The following is a 24614-nucleotide window of genomic DNA, read 5'->3' as shown; positions in this document are numbered from 1 at the left end:
CAGGGCCTTCTACTTACCGCCGATCGCCGCGCCACCGACGGCGCTCGCGATATTGCGCAGAATGTCCCATTCCGTTGCCAGGGCGCGCCTCGCAGCCGCCCACGGACTATCATCCAATGACCTCACCTCGCGATGCCCGTCCAACAGGGTTTCATACAGGCGCAACGTCCGGCGGGCAGCTTCAGGGCGCGAATAGGTCGCCGCGGTCGTGCGCGCCACCTGGATCAGGGGTGCTCTGTCCGCCACCGAGAGCTCTGCGACCCATCCGACCGCCTCTGCGAACCGAGCGGCTGATGCGTCCGCAGGCAAGAGCCGGCCATTGCTTCCATCCACGACAACCTCCCGAGCGCCGGGCGCCTCCAACGCCACCACCGGCACCCCGGCCGTCATCGCCTCGGCCAGCACCAGTCCTTGGGTCTCGGAATGGGACGAGAAGGCAAAGACGTCCATCGCGGCGTAAACGTCGGACAATCGTTCGCCTTCGACCGGCCCCAGCAGGTGAACCCGGTCGGCAAGCCCGGAACGCGCGAAAGCATCCCGCATGGGCTCCTGCATGTCGCCACCGCCCGCAACCAGAAAATGAGCGCCGTCATGAGCAGCAAGGAACAGGCCGATGGCGTCCGTAAGATAGCCGAGGTTCTTTTCCCGTGCCAGACGCCCGACATGCCCAACGACGAAGGCATCCGGCCCGATGCCGAGTTCGGCCCTGATGCGCTTGCCGTTACCATGGTCGAAACGGGACGCTTCTATCCCCGTCGGGATAACGGTGACGGTCGCGGCGACTCCATGCTCGTTCAGGAAAACCTTGATGCTCTCGCTCGGGGCGATGATGGCGTCGCAGAGGTCGCAATAGCCGAGGGCGAGGCTGAGTACCAGCCGTTCCAGGGCCGGCGAATCCTGCGCGACATAGTGGCCGTAGAGTTCGTATCGCGTGTGGTACGTAAAGGCGACCGGCAGGTTGCGAGATGCCGAGATGCGAAGTGCGGTATCTCCGAGCAGGAACGGATGGTGGGCGTGGATGATATCGGGCCTGAACTCGTCCAGCTTTCCGGCAAGGGTCAGGGTAATCGGGACGGGAGCGGAAAAGTCGCTGCCCGCGAAGCGCTGGATCGCCGGCATCCGGATCACGCCCACCTCGTTTTCCGGCATGTCGGGGAATTCCGGCGCGACGACGAGGACCGAGTGACCTCGCGCCCGCAGTTCCTCCGCCAAGCCCGACACGCTGCGGGCGACCCCACCAATATGCGGCGTGTAGGTATTGGTAAACATCGCTATATTCATGTCGATACTTCTATGGCGCGCCGGCGGCACAATGCAAGGCGAGAGCGTGTGCTGCGCGCCAATCGCACGTGCACAGAGTTTTGGTAATGACACCCACTGCCAATGAATGTATCGTCAAAATTTATAGCCGACCTGAACCCCGGCGCGTGCCATACCGTCATTGGGACCGTCGCAGAGATTGGCATGCGATGCGTGCGCGACTTGCACGATGCCACTCCAGTGCGGATCGATACGGTAACCGGCGGCGACATATTAACGGAACAGGAAACGGCAGCCCAGTGTACGCGCCGCCTACACCCCATTGAATACCGGTATTCTTGACCGTTGATTCGTGCCAGAACGGCTTCGGCAAGCGCTGGAGACTTGGGATGAAGGCGGGCGTTGCCAAGGCACTGTGGTTCGAACCAACGCTCAATGCCACCTTCGCTGCAATGGCCGAACATTACCATACGACCGTCCCACCGACCAGAAGCCGCAAACCGCGTGACAAGGCCAAGGTCGAAGGTGTCGTGCTGAACGTCGAGCGCTGGATAGTGGCGAGAGGTTATGCAAGCCCTTCTTCTTTAAGCGCCTGCTGGACAGACGGTCGGCCACCAATCCGCCGCGCGTATTCGCCAAGCTTCGGCCATAGAGACATATCCATCTTGAGGAAGTTGCACCAGCCGAGCACCGTGAAGAGATAGGCATCGGCCACCGTAAAACTGTCGCCTACCAGATAACCGGCATCTCCGATGCGGTTCTGCGCTTCGATCAAACGGCCGGTGGCCATTTTCTCGAAGAAGGGACGGGCTTCGGCTGGCAGATCGGCACGAAACAGCGGCGCTAGCGACTTGTGAATCTCTGTGGCGATGAAGTTCAGGGTTTCGAGAAGCTTCCAGCGCTCCTCTCCCGTCACTTTGCCGAGTTTCCCGTCGGCCTTGTCCGCAATGTATTGCAGCACCACGGCGACTTCAGAGAGCCTAGTCTCGCCATCAACGATCGTCGGCACCAGACCGAGTGGATTGATCTTGGTATAATCCTCACCCTCGACCTTGTTCCCAGACGGGTCCATCACAACCATCCGGCAGGTCACGGGTAAGCCCGCTTCCAGACAACTGATGTGAGCAGCCAACGAACAGGCCGCCGGCATGTAGTAGAGTTCCATCATCACAGTATTTCCCTTACATGGAGTTGCGGCACAGATACCCTGAAACTGGTGCCGGAGGTCGTGTTTCAGAAACGCCAGATCAGACCAGTACCGACAAGCAGAGGATCGAGCGTCGCCTTTCCTGCCGCCGCCGGCCCGCCAACGCCCAATGTGCCGCCGACATCGGCTTCTAGCCAAATTTTCTTGACGTCGAAGTATACGCCCAATCGCTCATCAATCATGCTTTCGAAACCAACTTGAAGGACGGTGCCCCAAGCGTTATCCACATCGAATCCGGCAACATCGCGCGCTTTCGAGTCCAGTATCATAGTGTAATTGATACCCGCGCCAACATAGGGCTCGAACATCGGATTCCCGGTGGGAAACCGATACTGGAGCGCAAGAATCGCAGGGGCGTAAGTCACGTCCCCGAGATATGCTCCAGCAAGGGATCCGTCGCCGCGAATCTCTGCGGTAGGTGGGATTCCGAATGTGAAGGTGGCGGAAATCTGCTCGTTGACGCGATAGCCGACATCGAAGCTCAACGAGTAGTTGTCGTCGACCGAAACATCGGCGCCCGGAAATGGTGCACCTCCGACGGACAGATCGGCTCCGGGGCTGAAGAATATCCCCACGGGTCCGCCCCGGAGATACCAGCCGTTTTGGTCTGCTTCCTGTGCCCGAGAATCACTGGTCTGCGCCAGAGCCAGACAAGCTCCAACTGTAGCGGTAAAACAAACTTGACGCATATTTTTCCTCCCTGATGTGTCAAATTGTTATTGATACTGTCGCCCGCACTTCGCGTAGTAGGGTAGCCTTCTATGTTTACAGCAGTTTACGCAGGTCAGTTGCTGTGATCAGAGAATCGTCCGTGACAGCGTAGCCCTTCGAGATGAGACGGCGAACGATCGCCATGTCGCGTGGCGCGCCGAAACAGATGGCACCTACCAGCACATCGCCGATGACCGCGAAACGCGTGAACGACCTTCCTTCGCCCTTCCGCACAAGTATAGTTCCCCCCTCTGGCTGGTTATCCCCGATCATCTGGATGTTGAGGTCGTATTGATCAGACCAGAACCAAGTGTTGATTGCATAGGGCTCCTTCTTCCCCAGCATGTTTCGTGCGGCGGCGGCGGCCTGGTCCTGCGCATTGGCCCAGGATTCCATCCGTGTCGGCTGGCCATCGCCAACACGCATCGCCGCCACATCACCGGCCGCGTAAATCAGCGGGTCGGACGTACGCAGAAATTCGTCAACGATGACACCATTGCCGGTCTCAAGGCCAGCCTCCCTCGCAATGGCATCATTAGCTATCGCGCCGATCCCGATAACGACCACGTCGACCGCCAGCATTTCCCCGTTTGATAGCGTCACGCTTTCAACCTGATCCTCTCCGCCTACCGTCACGATCGAGGTATTCAAGTGGATCACGGTGCCATTGCTACGGTGGACATCAGCCAAAGCGACGCCGACATCCGGTGGCAGACTCCGACCGCAGAGTCGGTCGGCGAGTTCTACGACCACTGCCTCCATCCCGCTTTTGCGGGCTGTTGCCGCAACTTCAAGACCAATCCAACCCGCGCCGATCGACAAAAGGCGCTTTCCTGGCACCATTTGCGCGCGCAAGCACTCCGCATCATCAATGGTGCGCAGATAGAAAACATTGCCTTTGCCCTCGAAGGGGCCATCAAGCGTGCGGGCGCGACTACCGGTCGCGATCAGCAGGCGGTCATAGGGCAGGCGTTGGCTCGAAGAGAGCCGAACAACCTGCGCGTCCCGGTCGATTGCTTCGGCGCGTTGGTTGATCTGAAGGTCGATGGCGAGATTTTGCGCTACCTCGGCTTTCAGCAGGCAGGTGCTCTGTGCGTCCGCCGCACCCTGAAGCACCGCCTTCGACAGCGGCGGTCGGTCATAAGGAAGGTGCCGTTCCTCCGAGAGGATCGTGACGGCGCCCTCGAAGCCTTCTGTTCGTAGCGTTTTCGCCGCGGTCACTGCAGCCAAGCCGCCGCCTATGATGATGATACGTTCCATCGGGGTCTTCCTCAGTCAATAATGCGGATGACGCGAAGTCCTGTGCTACGCGTCATCCGCTGATTACTTGTCCGCGCCTATGGCGCGTTCCTGCCCTGAGTTAGGAACCCTCTTTGAAGCTCTCGGGGAACGGAGCGCCCCAAGAACTGAAAATGCCCGGCTGGTCGGCCTTCCAAATGAACGGGCCTGCCTTGCGGTCCACACAACGCGGCATTTCGCCCGAAAGCTCATAGCGGTTGCCATCCGGCGTGAAGAAATAGGAATAAAGATTCGAACCCACGCCATGGCGACCCGGGCCTGCTTCAGTCATTATCCCACCGCGTGCGATTTGATCGAGCATGAGCTTCATGTATTCGAGGTTCGGGATCGTCCATGCGAGATGGTCGAGCGTCTCATGAGGCGCACCAGCAAACATCGCCACGTCATGATGATAGTCGCCGACATGCATCCAGGCCGCAAGACGCCCCTCGCCGCCTGGGAACTCGACAATGTCAGCGGCATAGAAATCGACATGTTTGGTCAGGAATTCGATCGTCTGCGTCGCATCCGGTCCGACGCGCAGCGTGACATGGTCGAGATCAAGCGGCGCCAGTCCGCTCAGGTGGTTGGCCTTGCGCGCAGCCGGATTGTAGTAGTGCTTGCGCGCTTCGGATCGCAGAAGCGCAATCTGCATTTTCTGCTTCTGGGGCGGCAGGTCAAACTCGATGATTTTCTCTACGCCCGGATCGCTGTCCGTCATCGCCCGCACCTGGACACCAGCGTCAGAAACGCGCTTGCTGTACTGCTTGAGGTCTTCCTCATCATCCGCAGCGATCGCAAAGCTGATGACGCCCGTACCACCTTCGGTTACGGCCACGTCGTAAGTTCCATCGGTACCGCACGTCAGGTAGACAGTGCCATCTTGCCGGGCGACTTCCTCGAGCCCCAATACGTCGGTGTGAAACCGCACCGACTCATCGAGGTTCTTAACCCACAAGTGCGCGTGCGACAGTTTTTGAAGAGCCATAATATTCCTCCCCTTGGATGGATGGCATTGATGTCAAAGCCCCTGTTGGAGCGTTCTTTCCATGAACATGAGGCGGTCGTTGCCCCACCACATCTGATCTCCCACGATCATCGTGGGCGTACCGAACACGCCGGCCTCATGCGCGGCTTGCGTGCTAGCCTCGTATTGGTCTGCGGCCTCCTGCGAAGAAACCCAAGCCGAAAGCGACTCGGGACTCCAGCCCAAACGATTCGCCAATTCAGCCAGCAACGCAGGGTCGGCCAGATCTGCACCTTCGCCCCAGACCCGGTCCCAACCAGCGCGGATGAAGACTTCGCCCTCGCCCTTAGCCAATGCATAGAGGAAAGCCTTGTTGAGCTTCTCGGAGGCGAGCGACTTCGGGAAGATCAAAGGCACACCATATTTCTCAGCCCAACGGTCGAGATCCTTGCTCAGATAGCGGATCTTCAACGGAAGGCTGACATTGGGTGGGGCGGTGTTCCCCGCCATGAGCTTGAGTTGGGGGAGGTTCACGACATGAGGGCGAAATTCCAGTCCGTATCGCTTGCAGAGCTCCGGCACCTTGTGAAATGCCAGGTAGGCGAAGGGGCTCATGAAGTCGAAGTAAAAGTCAAGCTGCCGACCTGTCACTTTCCGCCCTCTGCCTCAAGCTCGGCAACTAGTTTTGCCCATTGCCGACCGGATTCCCGCGCGCCTTCCAGAACCGTCTCGGGAACCAGATGATAGGGCGGACGACAAGGCCCCGCGACCATCCAGCCTGCCGCGTCCATACGGGCTTTCTCAATACCGATGTTGTAAACTGAGAACTCCTTGAACGAACCGTTGGGGAAGAGTGTCCGATATGTGAGGCCAATTCTGTCGGTCAGTGCTTTGGCACGGGTCCAATCGCCGCTCTTCACCGCCTCCGCCACAAGATCCCGAAGCTGGATCACCGGAGTAGGCCCGCAAACCGCACCACTGGTCCAGAACGCTGTGCAGTGTTCAGGGTCGAGCCGGGCGGCGGCATAATAGTCCACATCAAGCGGCATCAGTCGAATACGGCGCTTGGTCAGGTTCAGGTCGGTATAAAGCGCAGCGGTGTTTATGTACTTTGCGGACACAATCTGCGGAATTTCAGAGATCTGCGCCCAGAAGGCACGCGGGAACTCGAACTTGAATGCCTCGGGGTTGGCGTAAGCACAGATCGCCATGTCCGGGCAGGCTTCGGCCACATCACGAAAGAACTGAACAGCAGTAGGCACATCAGGCTGCACCCACATTGGAAGCCCCAGCATCACCCCGTCAAGCCCGATCTCGCGCGCGGCCTTGGTCATGCTGATGGAGTCGCGGGTATTGAGGGCGGTCGCGCCGCCGAAGATGGGAACGCGGCCGCGCCCCACCTCGACGAGCGTCTGCATGAAACCGCGCTTCTCGTCCCAGGTTGTAGTGGCGCCCTCCCCCAAGGTACCGAGAGAGAGAATCCCGTTCACGCCCGAGGCGATTAGAGCCTCCACGACGCGAGCAGTTTCGTCCAGATCGACCGTGTCCTCTGCGCTCGGGTCCGAAGCGTTGGGCTTGGACGGCGTGGGCATGATTGCCCAGCAACCCGTCACGTCATCGACCGTGAGAAGTTCATGTTTCATGAATTGATATTCCGATTTGCGTGGATTTTCTGTCGGGATCGGCAAGCGCGCGGCCAACGCACGCCATACCCATCGGACTATGCGTTGAGCGGAACCGCGTTTCCTCGGTCCTCCCGCCAAAGCCCAAGCTTCTCTTGACAAACGCGATCGGAGTAAGAGAACATTACGCCATCGCTATCCGCCTCATGCGTGACGGTGTGCCAGCTCGGAACCACGAACAGATCCTTCGGACCCCATTCATAGGTCTTGCCGTTTATGACACTGCGACCGGTTCCTTCAGTGACCACAAACACCGTCGCATCGGTCGATCGGTAAGGCTGCGTCTTGAACCCCTTCGGAAGGAGCTGCAAGCATGGCGAAATCGTCGGCATGGCCCAGCCGCCGTCCACCGGGTTGATATAGCGCATCTTGATACCGTGGAAGGGGTCGATCTCCCCCTGCTTCAAGAGGTGGTCAAGCGCTTCGCGCGAGCGTTCGTAAGGATAGTTGAAGATTGGCGACGATACTCTGGTCGGTTCGTAATCGACCGGAAGCATGTTGGCGCCATAACGCCAGGTGCTGTCTTCGGGCTGGCGGGTGATTGGCTGCTGATCCGCGTGATGCTCTTCAGCGAAGGAGGCGTCGAACACCGACACGATAGGAATGTCGAGACCGTCGAGCCAGATCATCGGCGCGTCGCTGTCGTTGCCGTGATCATGCCAAGCACCGGGCGGGGTGATCACGAAATCGCCGAACTGCATGACTGTACGCTCGCCATCGACCGAGGTATGCGCGCCGCAACCATCCAATACGAAGCGCAGGGCCGACTGGCTATGACGGTGTGCAGGGGCGACCTCACCCGGCATGACGACCTGCAGGCCGGCATAAAGCGAGGTCGTGATCCGGGATTGGCCGCGCAGCCCAGGATTTTCCAGCACGAGAACACGCCGCTCGGCTTCCTCCGCGGTGATCAACCCGCCAGCTTCCAGCAGATAGGACTTGGCTTCGTCGAAATGCCAAAGATGCGGCACGCAACCGCTCCTGGGCTCAGGCGTGATGATATTCGACAGCACAGTCCAGAGCGCAGTATAGGAACTGCTGTCGATTTTGTCGTAGAACGACCTTCGTTCCGCGGTTTCCACAGGCTTCTCGGTAAGCGACATATGATCCTCCGTTTTGCGCCCTCAGACAGAAAGCGTCACATACATATCAGAACTGGAATTCCGGGGTGGTAACGGTGAGGCCGTCAAGATTCGGGGCGAGCCGTATCTGACAAGCAAGCCGACTGCCGTCCTGCCGATTGGCCGCAAATTCCAGCATACTAGATTCACCTTCCCCAACTGGTGGAAGTAGAGGGAGCCAAATGGCATCGACATAGACTTGACAAGTGGCGCACGCACACGCTCCCCCGCAATCCGCGTCAATGCCCGGCACACCCGCCATAGTTGCGGCCTCCATCAACGACTGCCCTTCTTGCGACGAAACCTCACGCCGTTCGCCCGCCGAATCAATAAACACCACTTGGATCGCCACCGGCCTTCTCCTCCCCGCAAAATCGTTCAATACGGCCATAATCCTCACCAAGGGCGCGCAGCGCCGCACATTTCGGAACCGTAAAGATGCGCCTATTCCTCCATTCGCCCGCCCTTTTCACGATCGCCTCCACCCCAGGATAGTAATCCAACAACGGCGTCCGAGAATTAAGCATGCATACTATCTCTTATGCATATCTTCCCACGGGTAGTCAAGCCGATTGATACTCTGGGACCATACCTTGGACCGCCGGTGCATTTTCCGTCATGGCAATGGTTTCGCCGTTTCGTACGCCTGTTCCTGTTTCGCACGATCCATGATGTGGCGCTGATGATCGGCCACGAACGCGCCGGTCGCAGCCCACTACAGATGGCTGCAGCATGATGTCAGGGTTCACGAAACAGGCAGTAGGTCATGTTGATCACTAGCATCTGCTTGGTCATGTTCGGAAATGCGTGAAGCGTGCAGGACGTGAGCCTAAACAATCCGTCCAAGACCTGCCTTGACGCGGCGCAGCGGGATTGAGGATTCTATCGACGCCACGCCTCGGACTTTCGTCAAGCGACCGACGAGGAAGCGCTCGAATTCCTCCAGCCCGGTGGTGGCTACTCGCAGCAGGTAATCCCGGTTTCCGGTCATCAGCCAGCAGTCGACAACCTGGGGGAAGGTGGCAATCGCGGCCTCAAACGTGGCCAGCGCCTCGTCCACCTGTTTGTCCAGTTGTACCGAGACAAAGACCGTAAAGCCGAAACCGAGGGTGGCCTCGTTGATCAGTGCGGCGTAGCCGGTGATGACACCGATTTCTTCCAGATGGCGCAGGCGGCGGGCGGTTGGAGAAGGGCTCAGGCCGATCCGGGCGCTCAAATCGTTGATTGTAAGGCGGCCATCATTATGCAGGACGCGCAGGATCTCTGAATCGAAGTGATCTAGTTTGGCGGGCATCAGCGCAAATCTCTCCATTCGTGGCGATACGAGCCAATTATCAGGAATGATGCGCTCATAATAGCCGGGAAAACGCGCCTTCGTGAAGATAGTATGCCCGTAAGAATTAATCCTCAGGAACAGTCGCGATGACCGATCTCAAGACTATCGAACAACGCTTGTTGTGGCTGTCCCACTGGATGATCCATCATGCCAACCACATCCGCCCCAAGGTGGACGGCATCAAGATCGGCGGTCATCAGGCCTCTTCGGCTTCGATGGTCTCGATACTGACCGCCCTTTATTTCTCGGCGCTCCGCCCGCAGGACCGGGTCGCGGTGAAGCCCCATGCCTCGCCGGTGTTCCATGCGATTCAATATCTGATGGGCAATATGGACCTTGCGCGAATGGAAAACTTCCGCGGCTTTGAGGGCGTGCAATCCTATCCCTCGCGCACCAAGGATGTCGATGATGTGGATTTCTCCACGGGGTCGGTTGGTCTGGGTGTGGCGATCACCTCTTTTGCCGCGATCATCCAGGATTACATCTCGGCGAAGTCCTGGGGCCAGACCTTGCCCCTTGGGCGCATGGTGGCGCTGGTCGGCGATGCCGAGCTTGATGAAGGCAACATCTATGAGGCGTTGCAGGAGGGCTGGAAGAATGATCTTCGCAATTGCTGGTGGATCATCGACTACAACCGGCAGTCGCTGGACGGTATCGTGCGCGAGGGCCTTTTTGCCCGGGTCGAGGCGATCTTCGAAGCTTTCGGTTGGGATGTCGTGCGGGTCAAATACGGGCGGCTGCAACGCGCGGCTTTTGCAGAGCCGGGGGGCCGCGCGCTGCGTGACTGGGTCGATGATTGCCCGAACCAGCTGTATTCGGCGCTGACTTTCATGGGCGGGGCCGTCTGGCGCAAGCGGCTGATGGAGGATTTGGGCGATCAGGGCGATGTGACCCGGCTGATCGACAGCCGGTCCGACGATGAACTGGCGACCCTGATGGAGAACCTTGGCGGAAACTGCGTGGAAACCATGGCGGAGACCTTTGCCGCCATCGACCATGATCGCCCGGTCTGTTTTCTGGCCTATACGATCAAGGGCTGGGGCACGCCGATTGCGGGCCACAAAGACAACCACGGCGGTTTGATGACCAAGAGCCAGTTTGAAAGCTGGCAGAGCCATATGGGCGTGCCCACCGGCCAAGAGTGGGACAAGTTCGCCACCATTGCGGACCCTGAGGCGTTCCAGAGCTATCTGGACAGGGCGCCCTTCTTCAGCAAGGGCCGCCGCCGCCATCACGACACGAAACTGCCGGTGCCCGTCATCGAGCTTTCAACCTTCCGTGAGATTTCCACCCAAATGGCCTTCGGTAAGATCCTCGATGACCTGTCGAAGGGGGACAGCGAACTTGCCGCGCGGATTGTCACCACATCGCCGGATGTGACGGGCACGACCAATCTGGGACCTTGGGTCAACCGGCGCAAGCTGTTTGCGCGGAAGGCGCAGGCGGATACTTTCACCGAACACCGCATCCCTTCAACCGCGAGATGGGAGTTCACGCCTGATGGGCAACATATCGAACTCGGCATCGCAGAAATGAACCTGTTTCTCCTTTTAGCAGCGGCGGGCTTGTCGCACAGCCTGTTCGGCAAACGGCTGATTCCGATTGGAACGGTCTATGATCCTTTCGTTTATCGCGGCCTCGATGCGCTGAACTATGCCTGCTATCAGGACGCTCGCTTCATGATCGTGGGGACTCCGTCCGGCGTCACGCTGGCTCCGGAAGGCGGTGCGCACCAATCCATCGGAACGCCGCTGATTGGAATTGCGCAGGATGGGCTGGCGGCCTTCGAACCCGCTTTTGCCGACGAATTGGCAGTCATAATGGCTTGGGCCCTCGACTATCTGCAAAGGGATGGCGAAGCTTATGTGGACGAACGCACTTGGCTTCGAGACGAGACCGGCGGGTCTGTCTATCTGCGCCTATCGACGAACCCGCTTGAGCAGCCCGGCAAGCGTCATGACGACGCCTTTCGTCAAGGGGCCATCGACGGCGGCTATTGGCTGCGCAAGCCAGGGCCGAATTGCGAAGTGGTCATCGCCTATCAAGGCGTCATCGCACCCGAGGCAATTTCGGCCGCTGCCATTCTTGGCGAAAACCGCCGTGATGTTGCGGTTCTGGCTGTAACATCAGCTGACCGCCTGAATTCGGGTTGGACCGCAGCGCAACGGGCACGGGCGCACGGGAACGCGCAAGCCCTGTCAACTGTTGAACGGCTGTTCGCGCAACTGCCGCCACATTGCGTGATCGTAACGATCATCGACGGGCACCCGGCAACGCTGGCATGGCTGGGTTCCGTCAAAGGCCATCGCGCCATCTCGCTTGGCGTCGAGAATTTCGGCCAGACCGGTACAATCGGCGACCTCTATCGTCATTATGGCATAGACGCGCGCAGCATTGCCAACCTTGTCATGGGCCTGACGCCCGGCCCTGACGTCAGGCGCTATGTCTGAATTCATCTGAGATTCTGCGCCTCCCCCTTGACGGATGTAGGTTAACAACATCGGACTGGTCGCTTCCACCAATCCAAACTCATCACATACGGTCGCCGCTATCGCATCGCCTTATAGCGCGACGATCAGGGTTCTTTCGCAATCTATGTGCCGCCGACACTGCATATGACAGCAATGCGCTTCGCACTTTCCTCATCGCGCGCGGTGCCGAGCCTGTGATCCCCAACAATCCAACCCGAAAACAGATCCAGCCCTTCGACCCTGAGGCCTATAAGCGCAGGAATATCATCGAACGCACCTTCTGCCGCCTCAAGGATTGGAGACGCGTCGCAACTCGATATGACAAGCTCGCAACCAACTTCACAGCAACATGCTACATCGCCGCCATCTGAGCGATGAAGCCTGCGTGAAGCGCTTGGGCTGGATGCCGTGGTCGTCGGCGACCACCTCCGGGTGCGGCTGGAAGAGAAGGTTCCTGTCCACGGGGAACTCTTCTTGAAGGTCGCAGCTCGATGGACGAGTCCACCTCGGAAGAGTGCAGGCTCGTCGCCACCGGTGACCGGCTTGTTCCGTTCGATCAGCGCCGCAGGATCGGCGCGTGCCGTTCCCATGCTCATGCCGCTGCACACCACAGGATCAATCATCCAGAAATCGAGATCGAGACACACGTCGGCCCCAAAAGCTTCAAAAACCGACCTGTCGCGAGTTCTTCGACGCGGCGAATGGAAACCCTCTGGGCGAAATACGGATGCCAGCGATAATAGACCTCGACTTCATCGCCGACATGGGCAGAATTAACGGGCATTGCTACCGGCAGAAAATCCTGGCTGTTCAGCGACACCGTGGACGGAGCCAGGGCAAGTGCTGTCTACAGTCCGATGCTGACGTGCCGCGCCTGCGGCATCGAACGCCTGGCCTACTGCGCTATGTCCTCAGCGAATTGCCACAGCGCGCCACAGACGCCGACATCACTGATTTGCTGTCCTTCAACTTCGCCAAAACTACCGCTACCTGATCAAAAGCCACCGGAGGACACGCCCGTCCGGTCAAGCGGACCGCGTCAACGCGCATGGAAATGAGCGTTTACGGTAGATATTGCCCCGCTTGGTGACGCTGAGTAGCCGCGGCTTCCCGCCTGTCGTCATCTGCTTCGGCACGAGACCGAGCCAAGCTGGGACGTCGCGGGCTTCGCGAAACGCCTCACCGTCTCCAACATCTGCAACGAGCGCAGTCGTGCCAAGGACGCCGATGCCCGGGATCGAGGTCAGACGGTTCACAGCTTCGTCAGTCCGCGCATGCTCACACAGATCGTCATTCAAAGCATCGATACGCTCGTCGAGCGGCTGCCACTTAGCTCGCATGTCCCCGATGAACCTTAAAATGCGGATGATACGTGTAGTGACGCCTTTATTTGCTTGGTCTTTCTCCGCATAGCTTGTATCAATTCCTATCAGAAGGCCTCATGTCCTTCTGATAGCTCTAGATTGCAGGCAGCATCAAACGGTGTTGCGCCATAGGTGGACAGGTGAGAATAAGGAGATTGTTGGGCAACGAAAGTTTGATCGAGCGTCAACCAGCCGAAACCACGGGAAAAGAAGACGATTTTCGAGTTCTTACTGATCATCCCGCGCATCTGATTCGGCGTAGCTACCAAGTCTTTCTGTATGCTTTTGACGAGGCCATGGCTGGCCTGAAGCTATCGCCTGTGAGCTGGATCATTATCGCAACAACGCACAGCTTCCCAGGCCTTTCAGTTACGGAAGTGGCCCGGCGCGCCGCAGTTGACAAGGCCAGTTGCGGACGAACAGCGAGCTCTCTCGAGAGGCGAGGTTTGCTTCGGATCAAGAAGAGTGATACGGATCAAAGACAGAAACTGCTGGACCTCACTCCCGCCGGAGAGTTACTCTACGCCAAGGCGTTCGGTCGTGTCGAAAGGTTGAGGTCGCTGCTGTTGGATGATCTCGCTCTTGAGGAGCAACATCAGCTACTTACAACGCTTACGGTATTTCTTCGGGCTACAGGTAAGAACACGCGCCCATCAATTCCCGCAGCGCTGGAATCCGAGATGAATTGACACAGCCACAGGGATTGAAACCGGCCACCCAAAGCGGTGATGGCCGGTTTTTTATCGACTTCAGGTGACGTCGATCTCCATTGATCCAATCCGGTCAATCCAGGCATGGATCTTGTTGCCCGGCTCAACCTGCCCGACTCCCTCGGGCGTCCCGGTGAAGATGACGTCGCCCACTTCCAGTGTATAGAATCGGCTGGCCATCTCGATGAGTTCCGGCACGCTCAGCACAAGATCACGCGTATTCGCCTTCTGCCTGGTGACGCCGTCCACCTTCAGTTCGAAGTCGAGCTGGGACGGATCGACGATTTCATCGGCAGTTACAAGCCACGGACCCAGCACCGAATAGCTATCTATGGACTTGCGCATGCTGCGCTCCTCGGCGCCGCGCACCGTCATGTCAAGCCCGATCGCATATCCTGCGACGTGCTCCAGCGCGCGCTCCGCCGACACCCGGTCGGCGCGTTTGCCGATGACGACCGCGAGTTCGATTTCGTGATCGCTGCGGCGATCAGGGAAGCGCAGCGTCACCGGCTCGGAGGGGCCGATAAGACTGCTGGTGGCCTTTAGAAACAGGCCCGTCTCGTGAATCACCCGCACCTGGGCTGCATTGCCTTGGTGTAGATCCTTCTGCGCGCGCGCCTCTTCCAGGTGCTTGACGTAGTTCACAGGCGCCGCGACAAGCTTGCCGGGGTTTGCAATGGGTGAATCGAAAGCCAGCTCAAGGGCGAGCCGACGCTCTCCGGTCTTGGCAGCCTCAAAGAATGCTTCCTTGAGTTGATCGAGATGGGCGATCAACGGGTCATACCGCGGCAACGGGTAGCGCACCTGCGGCAAGAGGTCGAGGGCCGAGGTTACATCGACAACCTCACCGTCCTGAACAAGACCGATACGGTTCTTGTGGAAGCGACAGATCTTCATTTTTTCTCCTTATCAACTTGCGCCCATGATAGCGGGCCACCCATGGATTGCCCGTTATCATGAGAATACCTCAATGCCCGCGGTCATCGCGGATCAAGCCAGCCGTACCGGGAATTGCTCCAACCCCCTGAACCGCGTGCTGCGCTGAAAGCGTGTCTCGCCGTTGCGGACCATGGTCGGTAGTTCCTTCAGCACGGCGGCAATGGCTATCGGCGCCTCCATCCTCGCAAGTGGTCGACCCAGGCAGACATGGATCCCCGCACCAAACGCGACATGATTGTTCGGACGCCGCGCAAGATCAAGCTTGTCGGGGTTCTCGAAGATCCGCTCGTCCCTGTTCGCCGAGGCTTGGGCAAGAACCACCTCGGTGCCAGCCGGGATCGTGCCATTTCCACTGGCAAGCTCCACATCGTTCACCGTGCGCCGTCCCTGAAGCTGAAGCGGTGTGATGAAGCGAATCAGCTCTTCGAGTGCCGTAGGCAGAGGGACCGCGCCCTCACGCAGTTGCTGTTTGCTCTCGGGGTCGTCCATCAGGAAATGCACCGCCTGAGAGATGAGGTTTGTGGTGGTCTCATGGCCGCCATTGAGCGTCACGATGCACATATGCAGGATTTCGGCGTCGCTGACTTCAACGCCCTCACGCTGAGCCGCAGCCATCGCGCAAAGGATACTCTCGGCCGGGTCGATCGTGGCGCGCGCCTTGACCTCATCGAGAAAAGGTCGCAGATAGCCCATGAACTCCGTGACCGCTTCATGGCCCTGTTTGATTGCTTCGGCCGGCACCTGCGGGTTAAGTGGGAAAAGCACTTTGCGCCCCACGCCCTGGATATAGTCGGCATCTTCAACCGGAACGCCGATGACCCTGCAAATAAGTGCTACCGGGATCCGGAACGCGAAATCTCGCACGAAATCGAACTCGCCCATTTGCTTGACCTTCTTGATCTCACGATCAATCACGTCTTGGGTAAAGTCTGTCAGAGACTTGATGGACGTCTGAGAGAAGAAGGGGTTGACGATATCGCGCAACCGGTCGTGATCGGGGTTGTCACGGAACAGCATCGTCGATGTGTGATGCTCAAGCAGGGGCCCCTTGCCGAATTTCTTCTCAAAATACTCGCCCTTGTAAACGAGACCTGACAGGTCTCGCCATACCTGGCGCACATCGTCGTAGCGGGTTAAAAGAACGGTGCCGTCTTCTTGCTGGTGAACCGGGTCACCATCGCGCAAAAGACGAAAATATTTGCTTGGATCGTCGAAATAGTCATCCGGCGGGGACAAGAGGTTGAAAGCACGAGCTTTCTCTACAATCCTCTGATCGATTTTCGTGTCTCCGGTCATTCTTTCCTCCCAGCGCTCTTCATTATAATCAGCTTGATTCATAGGCAGTCGTAAGCATGCTGTCAATTTTCAACTTGGACTCTGCCTTGTTTTTGTCGCCGTCCTCTACGCCGATCCCGTTCCGACTGCAATTCGCGCCCGGCAGGGCTTGGACGGCGGCAGCGATCGGCGCCAAAGCTACAAGGTCCACTCCGGTTTCCACGCCGTAATCCTGGAACAGACTCACGAGATCCTCGGTGGCGACGTTGCCGCTGGCGCCGGGGGCATAGGGGCAGCCGCCGAGCCCGCCAATCGCGGAATCGAAGACGCGCACACCCTGATCATAGCTCGCGCGCACATTTGCCGTGCCGTGGCCGTAGGTATCATGTGCATGCATCGCCCAGGCGGAAACGGCGGGGAAGCGCGCCATCGCCGCCTCGAACAATTCCGCGACCTGCGCCGGTTCGCCGCGACCGGTCGTGTCGCAAAGGCAGATCTCGGCATCGGGGCAGATTTCCAGCGCGCGTCCCAGAATTGCGAGGACAGCGCTGGCCGGAGTCACGCCTTCGAATGGGCAATGGAATGCAGTGGCGAGGTTGAACCGCATCCGCAGGCCGTCGGGCGCCTGGGCGACGAGCCGGGCGTAATCGGCGAGGGCCTCATCCGGCGTGGCGCGCACGTTCGATCGGCTGTGGCTTTCCGAAACCGAGATGACATAGGACAGGAACCGCGCCCCCGCCGTGATTGCCTTCTGGCCATAGCGGGCATTGGGGACCAGCACCTGCGGCACAACACGGCCCTGGGCCAGAACATCGGCCAGAACTTCGCCTGCATCGGCGAGTTGCGGAATGGCGCGCGGACTGACGAAGGAGGTGATCTCCATCCGCTTCACGCCCGCGGCGGCAAGCTCGCGGATCACGGCGATCTTGGTCTCGGTCGGGATGAAGGGACCGATGTTCTGAAAGCCATCGCGGGGGCCGACTTCAACGATCTGGACGGCGGTCATGCTATTACTCCCTTCTGGTAGAGCAACTTGATTTCATCCTTCGAATAGCCCGCAATCTCGGCCAGAACCGCTTCGGTATCTTGCCCGACATCCGGGCCGGTGCAACGGATCGCGCCGGGGGAATCGGGGAAATGCGGCACAATGCCGGGATGAAGCAGGTTGCCATGGCGCGGATCGCTGACTTCGCGCACCATGCCCCGCGCGCGGAACTGCGGATCATCGGCAATTTCTGCCGCAGTATAGATCAGCGTCGAGGGGATGTCTGCCTTGGCCAGAAGCTCTGCAAGTCGCCCGGCATCGAACTGGCGGGACCAGGCGGAAATCGCCTCGTCAAGCTCGTCCACATGCTTGAGGCGGCCCGCATTGCTCTGCAACTCCGGCCTTGCCGCCAGATCCGCGCGCCCGATCAGCGCCGTCAGGCGCTGAAAAAGCAGATCGGAATTCGCGGCGATGATGACCCAGCGGCCATCCGCCGAGGGATAGGCACTGGTGGGTGCCGCCGACGCGATCCGCGCCCCGACGGGTTGACGCACAAGCCCGAGCGCGCCATATTCCGTGACGATCCCTTCCATCAGCGACAGGACGGCTTCTGTAAGGGCGATATCGACGGTGCAGATCTGGTCATCGTCGGCGCCACGGCTGTCCGTCCGACCGTCTCGGCGCAAAAGACCGGCGAGAACGCCGATCACTGCATAAAGTCCGGCAACGGAATCGCCGATGCTGATGCCTACGCGTGGCGGCGGCATATCGGTCGTGCCGGGCGGATGGTCGGTCAGGTGGCGCAATCCCCCGATCGCCTCGCCAATGACGCCGAATGCAGCACGGTCACGCATCGGGCCGGTCTGTCCATATCCCGAGACATGGGCCACTACGAGACCCGGCCTCAGTTCCTGCAGCCTTTTAAGATCGAAGCCGAGACGCGCCAGACCGCCGGGGCGCTGATTCTCGATCAGCGCATCAGAGCGCGCGATGACACGTCCCACGGCCTCGACCCCTTCGGGGCTTTTGAGATCGACCGCGACCGAACGCTTGTTGCGACCATGAACGCTCCACCACAGCGACGCACCGTTGGATTGCGCGCCCCAGCCCCGCACAGGATCCCCATCGGGCGGTTCGATCTTGATGATTTCGGCGCCAAGATCGCCGAGAACGCGAGTGGCGAACGGAGCGGCAATGAAGTGGCCGATTTCGACAATGCGGATGCCGCTAAGGGGTGGCGGGGCTTCTGGTCTGGTGTCCATGTGTCCTCTTCGAGATATCCGGCGTCTCACTCGCTTCAGGAGAGTCCGGCTTCTGTCGGTATTGCGTCATACCGCATCTGGTTGATGTGCTGGCGCGGCGTCGCGGAAAGCGGGCAGCGCGTCGGCCGCCTGGAATATCCTCGCGATGGTGGGCCAGCGGCTTGTATCAATGTCGAAACGTCGGTTGTTCCAGACCTGCGCATAAAGGCAGCAATCAGCGAACCCCGGCGTGTCACCGTGGCAGAAACGGCCGGTGCGACTGTCTTGCGCCAGCATGATTTCGAGCGGGTCAAAGGTGGTTGCGACCCATTCGGTGAACCAGGCTTTCTGCGCGGCCTCGTCGGCGCCGAATTGCTCGGCCAGGCGGGTCAGGACGCGCAGGTTGTTCAGGGGGTGGATCTCGCAGGCGATCATGTATGAAAGCGCGCGCACGCGCGCGCGCGCGTCTGCCCCCTCAGGCAAGAGCTGCGGCCCGGGCTGGGTTTCGTCGAGCCATTCGATAATGGCAAGCGACTGCACGAGAACCTGGCCATCGTCGCGTTCCAGAACCGGCACAAGTCCGGCAGGGTTCATTGCCAGGAATTCGGGCGTGCGGGTTTCTCCCTTGCGCAGGACATAGGGCACATAGTCATAGGCGACGCCCTTGAGGTTGAGGGCAGCGCGCAGCCGCGTCGAGGTCGATGAGCGGAAGAAATTGTGAAGGCGGAAGGTCATCCGACGGGTCCCTTCGCGCGCGGTCCGATGGTCGTGGTGATCTCTCCCAGCCGACTGATCGAGACGACGCATACATCGCCCACCTGCATCGCGCCGACACCCGCAGGCGTGCCTGTCATCACCAGATCGCCGGGCCGGATCTCCATCGACCGCGACAGGATCGAGATGATCTCTGGCACCGACCAGATCAGGTCTTGCAGATCGGCGCTTTGCTTGACGGTGCCATTCAGCGTCAACTGGATCCGGCCATGCTCGGGCTTGCCGACCGGCGCGCCAGTGTGGATCGGACCTATCACCGCCGAGCGATCAAACGACTTGCCCCAGTCCCAGGGCCGGCCTGCCGCGCGAGCAGCAAGCTGCAAGTCCCGCCGCGTCAGGTCGTTGCCGATGGCGTAGCCGAAGATGTGGTCGCGCGCCTGTTCCTCGGGAATATCCGTGCCAGCCTTGCCGATGGCGATCACCAGTTCGGCTTCATAGTGGAAGTTCTGCGTTTCGGGCGGATAGGCGACGGTCTGCCCATCTTCGACAACGGCATCGGCGGGTTTGGTGAAGAAAAACGGCGGATCGCGGTCCGGATCCTTGCCCATCTCTCGCGCATGCTCTGCATAGTTGCGTCCGACGCAGAAGACCCGACGCACAGGAAAACGCTCATCCCGACCGGCGATAGGCAGGCTGACGGCAGGAGGCAGCGGGAAGCTGTAATTCATGGAGGTTATTGTCCTTTCCTCGTGGTTGTAATTCAGCGATGTGGCATCGTAGGATGCATTTATCCCGGCACCATCGCCCTGCGCAGCCACTGAAGTGCCACCATGATTGCGACACCCAGGCCATGGAGCATGAGGGTGTACCCGCCACCCAATGCTTCCGGCATAAGAAGCAGCACTCCGCCAAAGCCCAGGACTGCGCGTTCGTAGCCTGACAACATGCCCCCGAACCAGCCAACCATGGCGGCGGATATGGCATAGACCCCAATTGCCGCGGCAGACGCGGCCAGAAAGATTTCAACCGGGGTTCCCTGCATCAGCAGGGCGGGCGTGACCACGAAGATGAAGGGAATGATGTAGGCTGTCCAGCCGAGGCGCATCGAGACGAATGCGGTCTGCATCGGCGGGGCCCCGGCCAGCGCGGCGGCGAAGAAGGCGCCGATGCCGACAGGCGGGGTCACCATTGACATCATGCCCAGGTAGAAGATGAAGAAATGGGCGGCCATCGGTGTGATCCCGGCCTCTACCAGAGGCGGGGTAAGAAGGACCGCCAGCAAAAGATAGACGGCAACCGTCGGCATCCCCATGCCAAGAACAACACTGGCAACGGCCGTGAGGAACAAGAGCAGCGGAAGGTTGCCCCGACCGATCTCGGCCAGCGCGAAGGTGCCGACAAAACCCAGCCCGGTGATGTTGAGAACGCCAATGATGAAGCCGGCGGCAGCGGCGATCATCAGGATCTCGGTCATGGAGATGCCGGCGTCGGCGAGCGATTGCCAGATCATCCGCAGCGTGATGCGCCGACCACCGTAGCCGTATGCGATGCCGCAGATCAGGGCAACGCCGGCCGCCCAGAGTGCCGCCGTTTCCGGCCGCTGGCCCAGCCAGAACATGCCGATCACGATCACGGCAAACGGCAGGATGAAGATACCCCCGCGACGCAGAGTGCCGAGCGCAGAAGGAATTTCATCCTCATGCAGGGGGGCGATATTGGCCTTGGCGGCCTCAAGATCAACCTGACAGTACACCGCAAAGTAATAGAGCGCGGCCGGGATGATCGCAGCAATGGCAATCTGCGCATATGAAACGCCGAGGAAATCGGCCATTAGGAAGGCGACTGCCCCCATGACCGGGGGGGCGATCTGCCCTCCGGTCGAGGCGACGGCCTCGACTGCGGCAGCCATCTGGGGCCGATACCCCGAGCGGATCATCAGTCGGATGGTGACCACCCCGGTCGCGACTATGTTGGAAACCACGACCCCGGAAATCGTGCCAAAAAGCGCCGAGGCGAGAATCGAAATTTTGGCCGCGCCGCCGCGGCGACGCCCCAATGCGGAAAGCGCGATGTCGTTGAAGAACTCGCCACCGCCCGCCCGCACGAGGATCTGCCCGAACAGCACGAACGCGGCAACGACCGTTACGGACACATTCATGGTAAGCCCGAGCATGCCGTTGGCATCGAAGGCGATATAGGACAACAGACGATCCGGAGAGACCTGTCGCGTCTGCATCGCACCCGGAACCAGGTGGCCGATCATCCCGTAACCGACAATGAAGAGCACCACCAGAACCAGGGTCCAGCCCACGACCCGGCGCAACCCCTCGAGCACCAGCAGAGCCAGCCCAATGGCCATTGCCACGATATCGGCGGGAGCGGACATCACACGAGAGACGATATCGGCGTAGTTCACCGCAACATATAGAGAAAGGAACAGCCCCAGAACCGCAAGAATCCAGTCATTGGAACTGCCACCAGGCACCGGATCATTCTCGCCGCCGCTGCCCAGATCTCTCTCGCCGACGCTTCTTCTGTCGATCAGGAACACAAGGCCCAGGCCAAGCCCCAGAGCGACTGCCAATATCTGTTCGACATAGACGTTCAGCCCGAGGCGGCTGGGCGCGTCAAACCCAACGGAAATGGCCAGAAGCGAAAGTGCCACCGCCTGTGTATGGACAGCGATACGACGAATCGTCGGCGTCCGGGTGCCAGTTGTTTGAGCCAAGACCCACTCCCTCCGAGTTGAGCGAACACAAAAACAAGGACCGGGCAGGTAAGTCTCCCGACCCGGCACACAGTCATAGTCTTGTCAGTCAACAGGACGGATGGCGACGCCACGCTGGGCAAAGAAGGCCACCGCAGCAGGATGATATTCCACACCCGGGTAATCGACATAGGCGGTATCCAGGTTCATCATGCGAAGCGGAGGATAGGAATCACCGATCGCATCCACATTATCGAAGATCGCGGCCAGCAGCGCCGTGACCTGTTCGTCGGAAACATGGGCACCGGCAACAAGGACATTGTCCCATGTCAGCATCATTATCGGTGCTTCGATACCCACCCGAACCGGCGAGGGTGTAACCTCCGAGAAGTAATAGGCCGGGCGGTATTTGCGTATCGCCTTGAGCGCCTTTTCATCCGAGGCGACCTGAAGATAGCGGACCCCGCCTACCGTCGCGCCAACCTCGGCGACCTTCGGCCCGCCCACCGCGAAGAAGGCCGCATCCGTCAGGCCCGAGGCCAAAGCATCGGCACCGCGAATGATGTCGGGGATCGGCATTTGAACCACTTCGTCATAGCTGATCCCGTCCGCCTCGAGAAGCGCACTCACCAGCGGACGGTTCAGCGGGAAAGCCTCCCAGCCCGCGGGCACACGCTTCCCGGCGAGATCGGACACGCGCGTCATGCCGGAATCCGCCCGGACGAACAGCCCCACCGCAAAGGGATTGATCTTCGCCAAGACACGCAGATTCGGCAGCGGCGCAGAGTAATCACCCTCCCCCGCGACCGCGACGATCATGTCATTGATGTCAGTAAGTGTGAATTCTGCGTCCTTGCTGTCCACGGCCTGAAGCATCTGTGCGTTTCCGCTATACGCCTGGACCACCAGCCGCCCGCCATCGCTCCTCTGGGCCTGGGCCGAGATGACCGAAGCCATCGTATTCCAGACCGAACCCGCAGGAGGTGTCGTGATCGACGCAACCTGAGCGGAGACACCGCCCGTCGCCGTCGCCGCAACCATCATCGCGCCTGCTATGCGCGCACAAAATGTATTCATCTCCTTGGCCTCCCTCTGACTGCACTCCCCCAACAGATTTGCCTTATGCCCGCCCCGGCATTCATTGTAAAGCATGCTTTTCTTATTGCCAGGGTCGCCTGGAACGGATAAATGTAAACAAGGACGCATGGTCTGCATTAAGTGGACAAGGCGGACATCGAAGCCACAGGGAGGAGTTTAGATGAACGTAAGAACGATTGCGGGCGCCGCTGGCGCTTATTCCGATGCCGAAATTCTTGCAATGGTCGACGAGAAGGGCGGTAAGTACGATCCTAAGATTTATGTTGACGAGGCCCTTTATCGTCTTGAGCTTGAGCGCATTTTTGCGCGCACCTGGATTTGCATGGGTCACGAATCGCAAATCCCGAAGCCGGGCGACTTCACGACCGCCTACATCGGCGAGGATCCTGTGGTCGTTGTGCGCCAGAAGGACGCCAGCATCCGGGTGTTCCTAAACCAGTGCCAGCACCGCGGAATGAGGATCTGCCGGGCCGATTCGGGCAACGCTAAGTCCTTTACATGTACCTACCATGGTTGGGCATACAATCAGGGTGGCGATCTGGTAAGCGTACCGATGGAGAAGGAAGCCTTCGGTGGTTGCCTGAACAAGGCGGAGTGGGGACCGAAGCAGGCGCGCGTCGAAACCTACAAGGGCCTGATTTTTGCCAACTGGGACGCCGACGCGCCTCCGCTCGACGAATACCTGGGTGACGTCAAATTCTATATGGACATTATGCTCGACCGCTGTGAGGAGGGGACCGAGGCGATCCCCGGCATCCAGAAGTGGGTCATTCCCTGCAACTGGAAGTTCGCGGCAGAGCAGTTCGCTTCGGACGCTTATCATGCAGGCACCACCTCACACCTGTCCGGCATCATGGCGGGCGTGCCGGAAGATGTGGATATTACCCAGGTTGCCCCTCCGACGGAGGGCTTGAATGTCCATTTGGAGAACGGACACGGGTGCGGCTTGTTCCTGCGTAACCCGATGTTTTACATGACAATTCTCGGACCGAAGGTGACGGAATACCTGACGACCGGGCCGGCTTACGAGGAGACCGTGCGCCGTTTGGGTCAGGGACGGGCAGATGTACATCTTTGCCATACCAACGTCTTCCCGAACCTGTCGTTCCTGGCAGGGATTAACACGGTCCGCATGTGGCAGCCTCGCGGTCCAAACGAGATCGAGGTCTGGACGTTCACTGTCGTTGACAAAACTGCCCCGCAGGAGATCAAGGACGAATGGCGTCGCAACACATCGCGCACATTCTCGGCGGGTGGCGTGTTCGAACAGGATGATGGCGAAAACTGGTGCGACATCCAACAAGTGCTGCGCGGTCATGTTGCTCAAAACCAGAAGTTCAACATCGAGATGGGAACACATACGGTGACGGCCGATAATCCTGAGGGCTTCCCCGGGCTGAGCTTCGCCTACACCTATAGTGAGGAGTCGGCGCGCGGCCTGTACCGCTACTGGACCGAGATCATGACAGCACCGGATTGGCCTGCCATCCGTCGGAGCCAGCAAAGGCCGCTCGCCGCGGAGTAACGTTCAACCGGCGGAAATGTCTG

Annotated in this window: 24 protein-coding genes and 3 pseudogenes; 6 read left to right on the top strand and 21 right to left on the bottom strand. The window is 59.5% G+C overall.

Going from position 1 to position 24614, the window contains the following annotated elements:
* Positions 1-9: 9 nt before the first annotated feature.
* On the bottom strand, positions 10-1281 hold the full coding sequence (locus QEO92_RS31620; RefSeq protein WP_210057220.1) for a glycosyltransferase: 1272 nt from the start codon (positions 1279-1281) through the stop codon (positions 10-12).
* 114 nt (positions 1282-1395) lie between these two features.
* A pseudogene (locus QEO92_RS31615) lies at positions 1396-1560 on the bottom strand (acyloxyacyl hydrolase); the annotation flags it as partial.
* Positions 1561-1649: 89 nt separating this feature from the next.
* Here QEO92_RS31615 and QEO92_RS31610 point away from each other — a divergent pair.
* Positions 1650-1823: pseudogene (locus QEO92_RS31610) on the top strand (IS21 family transposase); the annotation flags it as partial.
* 2 nt (positions 1824-1825) lie between these two features.
* Here QEO92_RS31610 and QEO92_RS31605 read toward each other — a convergent pair.
* The 9 genes from QEO92_RS31605 to QEO92_RS31560 form a co-directional block, all read right to left on the bottom strand.
* Positions 1826-2428: a glutathione S-transferase C-terminal domain-containing protein gene (locus tag QEO92_RS31605; protein WP_197489621.1), complete on the bottom strand. Its 603-nt coding sequence runs from the start codon at positions 2426-2428 to the stop codon at positions 1826-1828.
* Between the two features lie 65 nt (positions 2429-2493).
* Positions 2494-3156 carry an OmpW/AlkL family protein gene (locus QEO92_RS31600; RefSeq protein ID WP_081725682.1) on the bottom strand — a complete coding sequence of 221 codons (663 nt, stop codon included), beginning with the start codon at positions 3154-3156 and terminating at the stop codon, positions 2494-2496.
* 76 nt (positions 3157-3232) lie between these two features.
* Positions 3233-4438, bottom strand: a complete 1206-nt coding sequence (locus tag QEO92_RS31595) for an NAD(P)/FAD-dependent oxidoreductase (protein WP_024706821.1) — start codon at positions 4436-4438, stop codon at positions 3233-3235.
* 100 nt (positions 4439-4538) lie between these two features.
* Complete coding sequence (locus QEO92_RS31590; RefSeq protein ID WP_024706822.1) at positions 4539-5444, bottom strand: VOC family protein; 906 nt, start codon at positions 5442-5444, stop codon at positions 4539-4541.
* Between the two features lie 33 nt (positions 5445-5477).
* Positions 5478-6074, bottom strand: a complete 597-nt coding sequence (locus QEO92_RS31585) for a 2-hydroxychromene-2-carboxylate isomerase (RefSeq protein ID WP_024706823.1) — start codon at positions 6072-6074, stop codon at positions 5478-5480.
* On the bottom strand, positions 6071-7066 hold the full coding sequence (locus QEO92_RS31580) for a dihydrodipicolinate synthase family protein (RefSeq protein WP_024706824.1): 996 nt from the start codon (positions 7064-7066) through the stop codon (positions 6071-6073). Before QEO92_RS31580 ends, QEO92_RS31585 begins: the two co-directional genes overlap by 4 nt.
* A 77-nt stretch (positions 7067-7143) precedes the next feature.
* Positions 7144-8208 (bottom strand): gentisate 1,2-dioxygenase, encoded by a 1065-nt coding sequence (gtdA, locus tag QEO92_RS31575; RefSeq protein ID WP_210057218.1) that lies wholly within the window; start codon positions 8206-8208, stop codon positions 7144-7146.
* A 46-nt stretch (positions 8209-8254) separates the two neighbouring features.
* The gene (locus QEO92_RS31570) at positions 8255-8617 is read right to left on the bottom strand and encodes a 2Fe-2S iron-sulfur cluster-binding protein (RefSeq protein ID WP_210057216.1); all 363 of its coding nucleotides are present in this window, start codon (positions 8615-8617) and stop codon (positions 8255-8257) included.
* A gap of 438 nt (positions 8618-9055) precedes the next feature.
* Entirely contained in the window at positions 9056-9520 is a 465-nt protein-coding gene (locus QEO92_RS31560; protein WP_024706826.1) for an Lrp/AsnC family transcriptional regulator, read from the bottom strand.
* Positions 9521-9648: 128 nt separating this feature from the next.
* On the opposite strand from QEO92_RS31560, the gene QEO92_RS31555 reads away from it, so the two are divergent.
* Both QEO92_RS31555 and QEO92_RS33175 read left to right on the top strand, forming a co-directional pair.
* Positions 9649-12012, top strand: coding sequence for a transketolase-like TK C-terminal-containing protein (locus tag QEO92_RS31555; protein WP_024706827.1), 2364 nt, complete (start codon positions 9649-9651; stop codon positions 12010-12012).
* Entirely contained in the window at positions 12009-12404 is a 396-nt protein-coding gene (locus QEO92_RS33175) for a transposase (RefSeq protein WP_081725684.1), read from the top strand. Before QEO92_RS31555 ends, QEO92_RS33175 begins: the two co-directional genes overlap by 4 nt.
* Here QEO92_RS33175 and QEO92_RS31545 read toward each other — a convergent pair.
* A complete protein-coding gene (locus tag QEO92_RS31545; RefSeq protein WP_265105939.1) occupies positions 12373-12495 on the bottom strand; it encodes a hypothetical protein in 123 nt (40 codons plus the stop codon). The two genes, QEO92_RS33175 and QEO92_RS31545, sit on opposite strands and share 32 nt — an antisense overlap.
* A gap of 323 nt (positions 12496-12818) precedes the next feature.
* Here QEO92_RS31545 and QEO92_RS31540 point away from each other — a divergent pair.
* Positions 12819-13027: pseudogene (locus tag QEO92_RS31540) on the top strand (IS66 family transposase); the annotation flags it as partial.
* A 31-nt stretch (positions 13028-13058) separates the two neighbouring features.
* Here QEO92_RS31540 and QEO92_RS31535 read toward each other — a convergent pair.
* Positions 13059-13373: an IS110 family transposase gene (locus QEO92_RS31535; RefSeq protein WP_024706829.1), complete on the bottom strand. Its 315-nt coding sequence runs from the start codon at positions 13371-13373 to the stop codon at positions 13059-13061.
* A 182-nt stretch (positions 13374-13555) separates the two neighbouring features.
* Between QEO92_RS31535 and QEO92_RS31530 the strand changes: the two genes are divergently transcribed.
* Complete coding sequence (locus QEO92_RS31530; protein ID WP_210057214.1) at positions 13556-14086, top strand: MarR family winged helix-turn-helix transcriptional regulator; 531 nt, start codon at positions 13556-13558, stop codon at positions 14084-14086.
* Between the two features lie 60 nt (positions 14087-14146).
* Here QEO92_RS31530 and QEO92_RS31525 read toward each other — a convergent pair whose 3' ends face one another.
* The 8 genes from QEO92_RS31525 to QEO92_RS31490 all read right to left on the bottom strand — a co-directional run bounded on the left by QEO92_RS31525 (position 14147) and on the right by QEO92_RS31490 (position 23045).
* Entirely contained in the window at positions 14147-15004 is an 858-nt protein-coding gene (locus tag QEO92_RS31525; protein WP_210057212.1) for a fumarylacetoacetate hydrolase family protein, read from the bottom strand.
* A gap of 93 nt (positions 15005-15097) precedes the next feature.
* A complete protein-coding gene (locus QEO92_RS31520; RefSeq protein ID WP_024706832.1) occupies positions 15098-16342 on the bottom strand; it encodes a cytochrome P450 in 1245 nt (414 codons plus the stop codon).
* 28 nt (positions 16343-16370) lie between these two features.
* The gene (locus tag QEO92_RS31515) at positions 16371-17327 is read right to left on the bottom strand and encodes a hydroxymethylglutaryl-CoA lyase (RefSeq protein WP_024706833.1); all 957 of its coding nucleotides are present in this window, start codon (positions 17325-17327) and stop codon (positions 16371-16373) included.
* Positions 17324-18568: a CaiB/BaiF CoA transferase family protein gene (locus tag QEO92_RS31510; protein ID WP_024706834.1), complete on the bottom strand. Its 1245-nt coding sequence runs from the start codon at positions 18566-18568 to the stop codon at positions 17324-17326. The genes QEO92_RS31515 and QEO92_RS31510 overlap by 4 nt, the downstream gene beginning before the upstream one ends.
* Before the next feature lie 66 nt (positions 18569-18634).
* The gene (gene maiA / locus QEO92_RS31505) at positions 18635-19282 is read right to left on the bottom strand and encodes a maleylacetoacetate isomerase (protein ID WP_024706835.1); all 648 of its coding nucleotides are present in this window, start codon (positions 19280-19282) and stop codon (positions 18635-18637) included.
* Positions 19279-19989, bottom strand: a complete 711-nt coding sequence (locus tag QEO92_RS31500; protein ID WP_024706836.1) for a fumarylacetoacetate hydrolase family protein — start codon at positions 19987-19989, stop codon at positions 19279-19281. Before QEO92_RS31500 ends, maiA begins: the two co-directional genes overlap by 4 nt.
* 59 nt (positions 19990-20048) lie before the next feature.
* Positions 20049-21812: a TRAP transporter permease gene (locus QEO92_RS31495; RefSeq protein ID WP_280107561.1), complete on the bottom strand. Its 1764-nt coding sequence runs from the start codon at positions 21810-21812 to the stop codon at positions 20049-20051.
* A gap of 261 nt (positions 21813-22073) precedes the next feature.
* On the bottom strand, positions 22074-23045 hold the full coding sequence (locus QEO92_RS31490; RefSeq protein ID WP_210057210.1) for a TAXI family TRAP transporter solute-binding subunit: 972 nt from the start codon (positions 23043-23045) through the stop codon (positions 22074-22076).
* A gap of 181 nt (positions 23046-23226) precedes the next feature.
* Between QEO92_RS31490 and QEO92_RS31485 the strand changes: the two genes are divergently transcribed.
* On the top strand, positions 23227-24591 hold the full coding sequence (locus QEO92_RS31485; RefSeq protein WP_036236102.1) for an aromatic ring-hydroxylating dioxygenase subunit alpha: 1365 nt from the start codon (positions 23227-23229) through the stop codon (positions 24589-24591).
* The last annotated feature ends 23 nt before the right edge of the window (positions 24592-24614 follow it).

This window comes from Neorhizobium petrolearium (genome assembly GCF_029854435.1).
GTDB classification, from domain to species: Bacteria; Pseudomonadota; Alphaproteobacteria; order Rhizobiales; family Rhizobiaceae; genus Neorhizobium; species Neorhizobium petrolearium.
The sequence above is the reverse complement of the archived record's forward strand: the minus strand, read 5'-3'. Positions and strand labels throughout refer to the sequence as shown.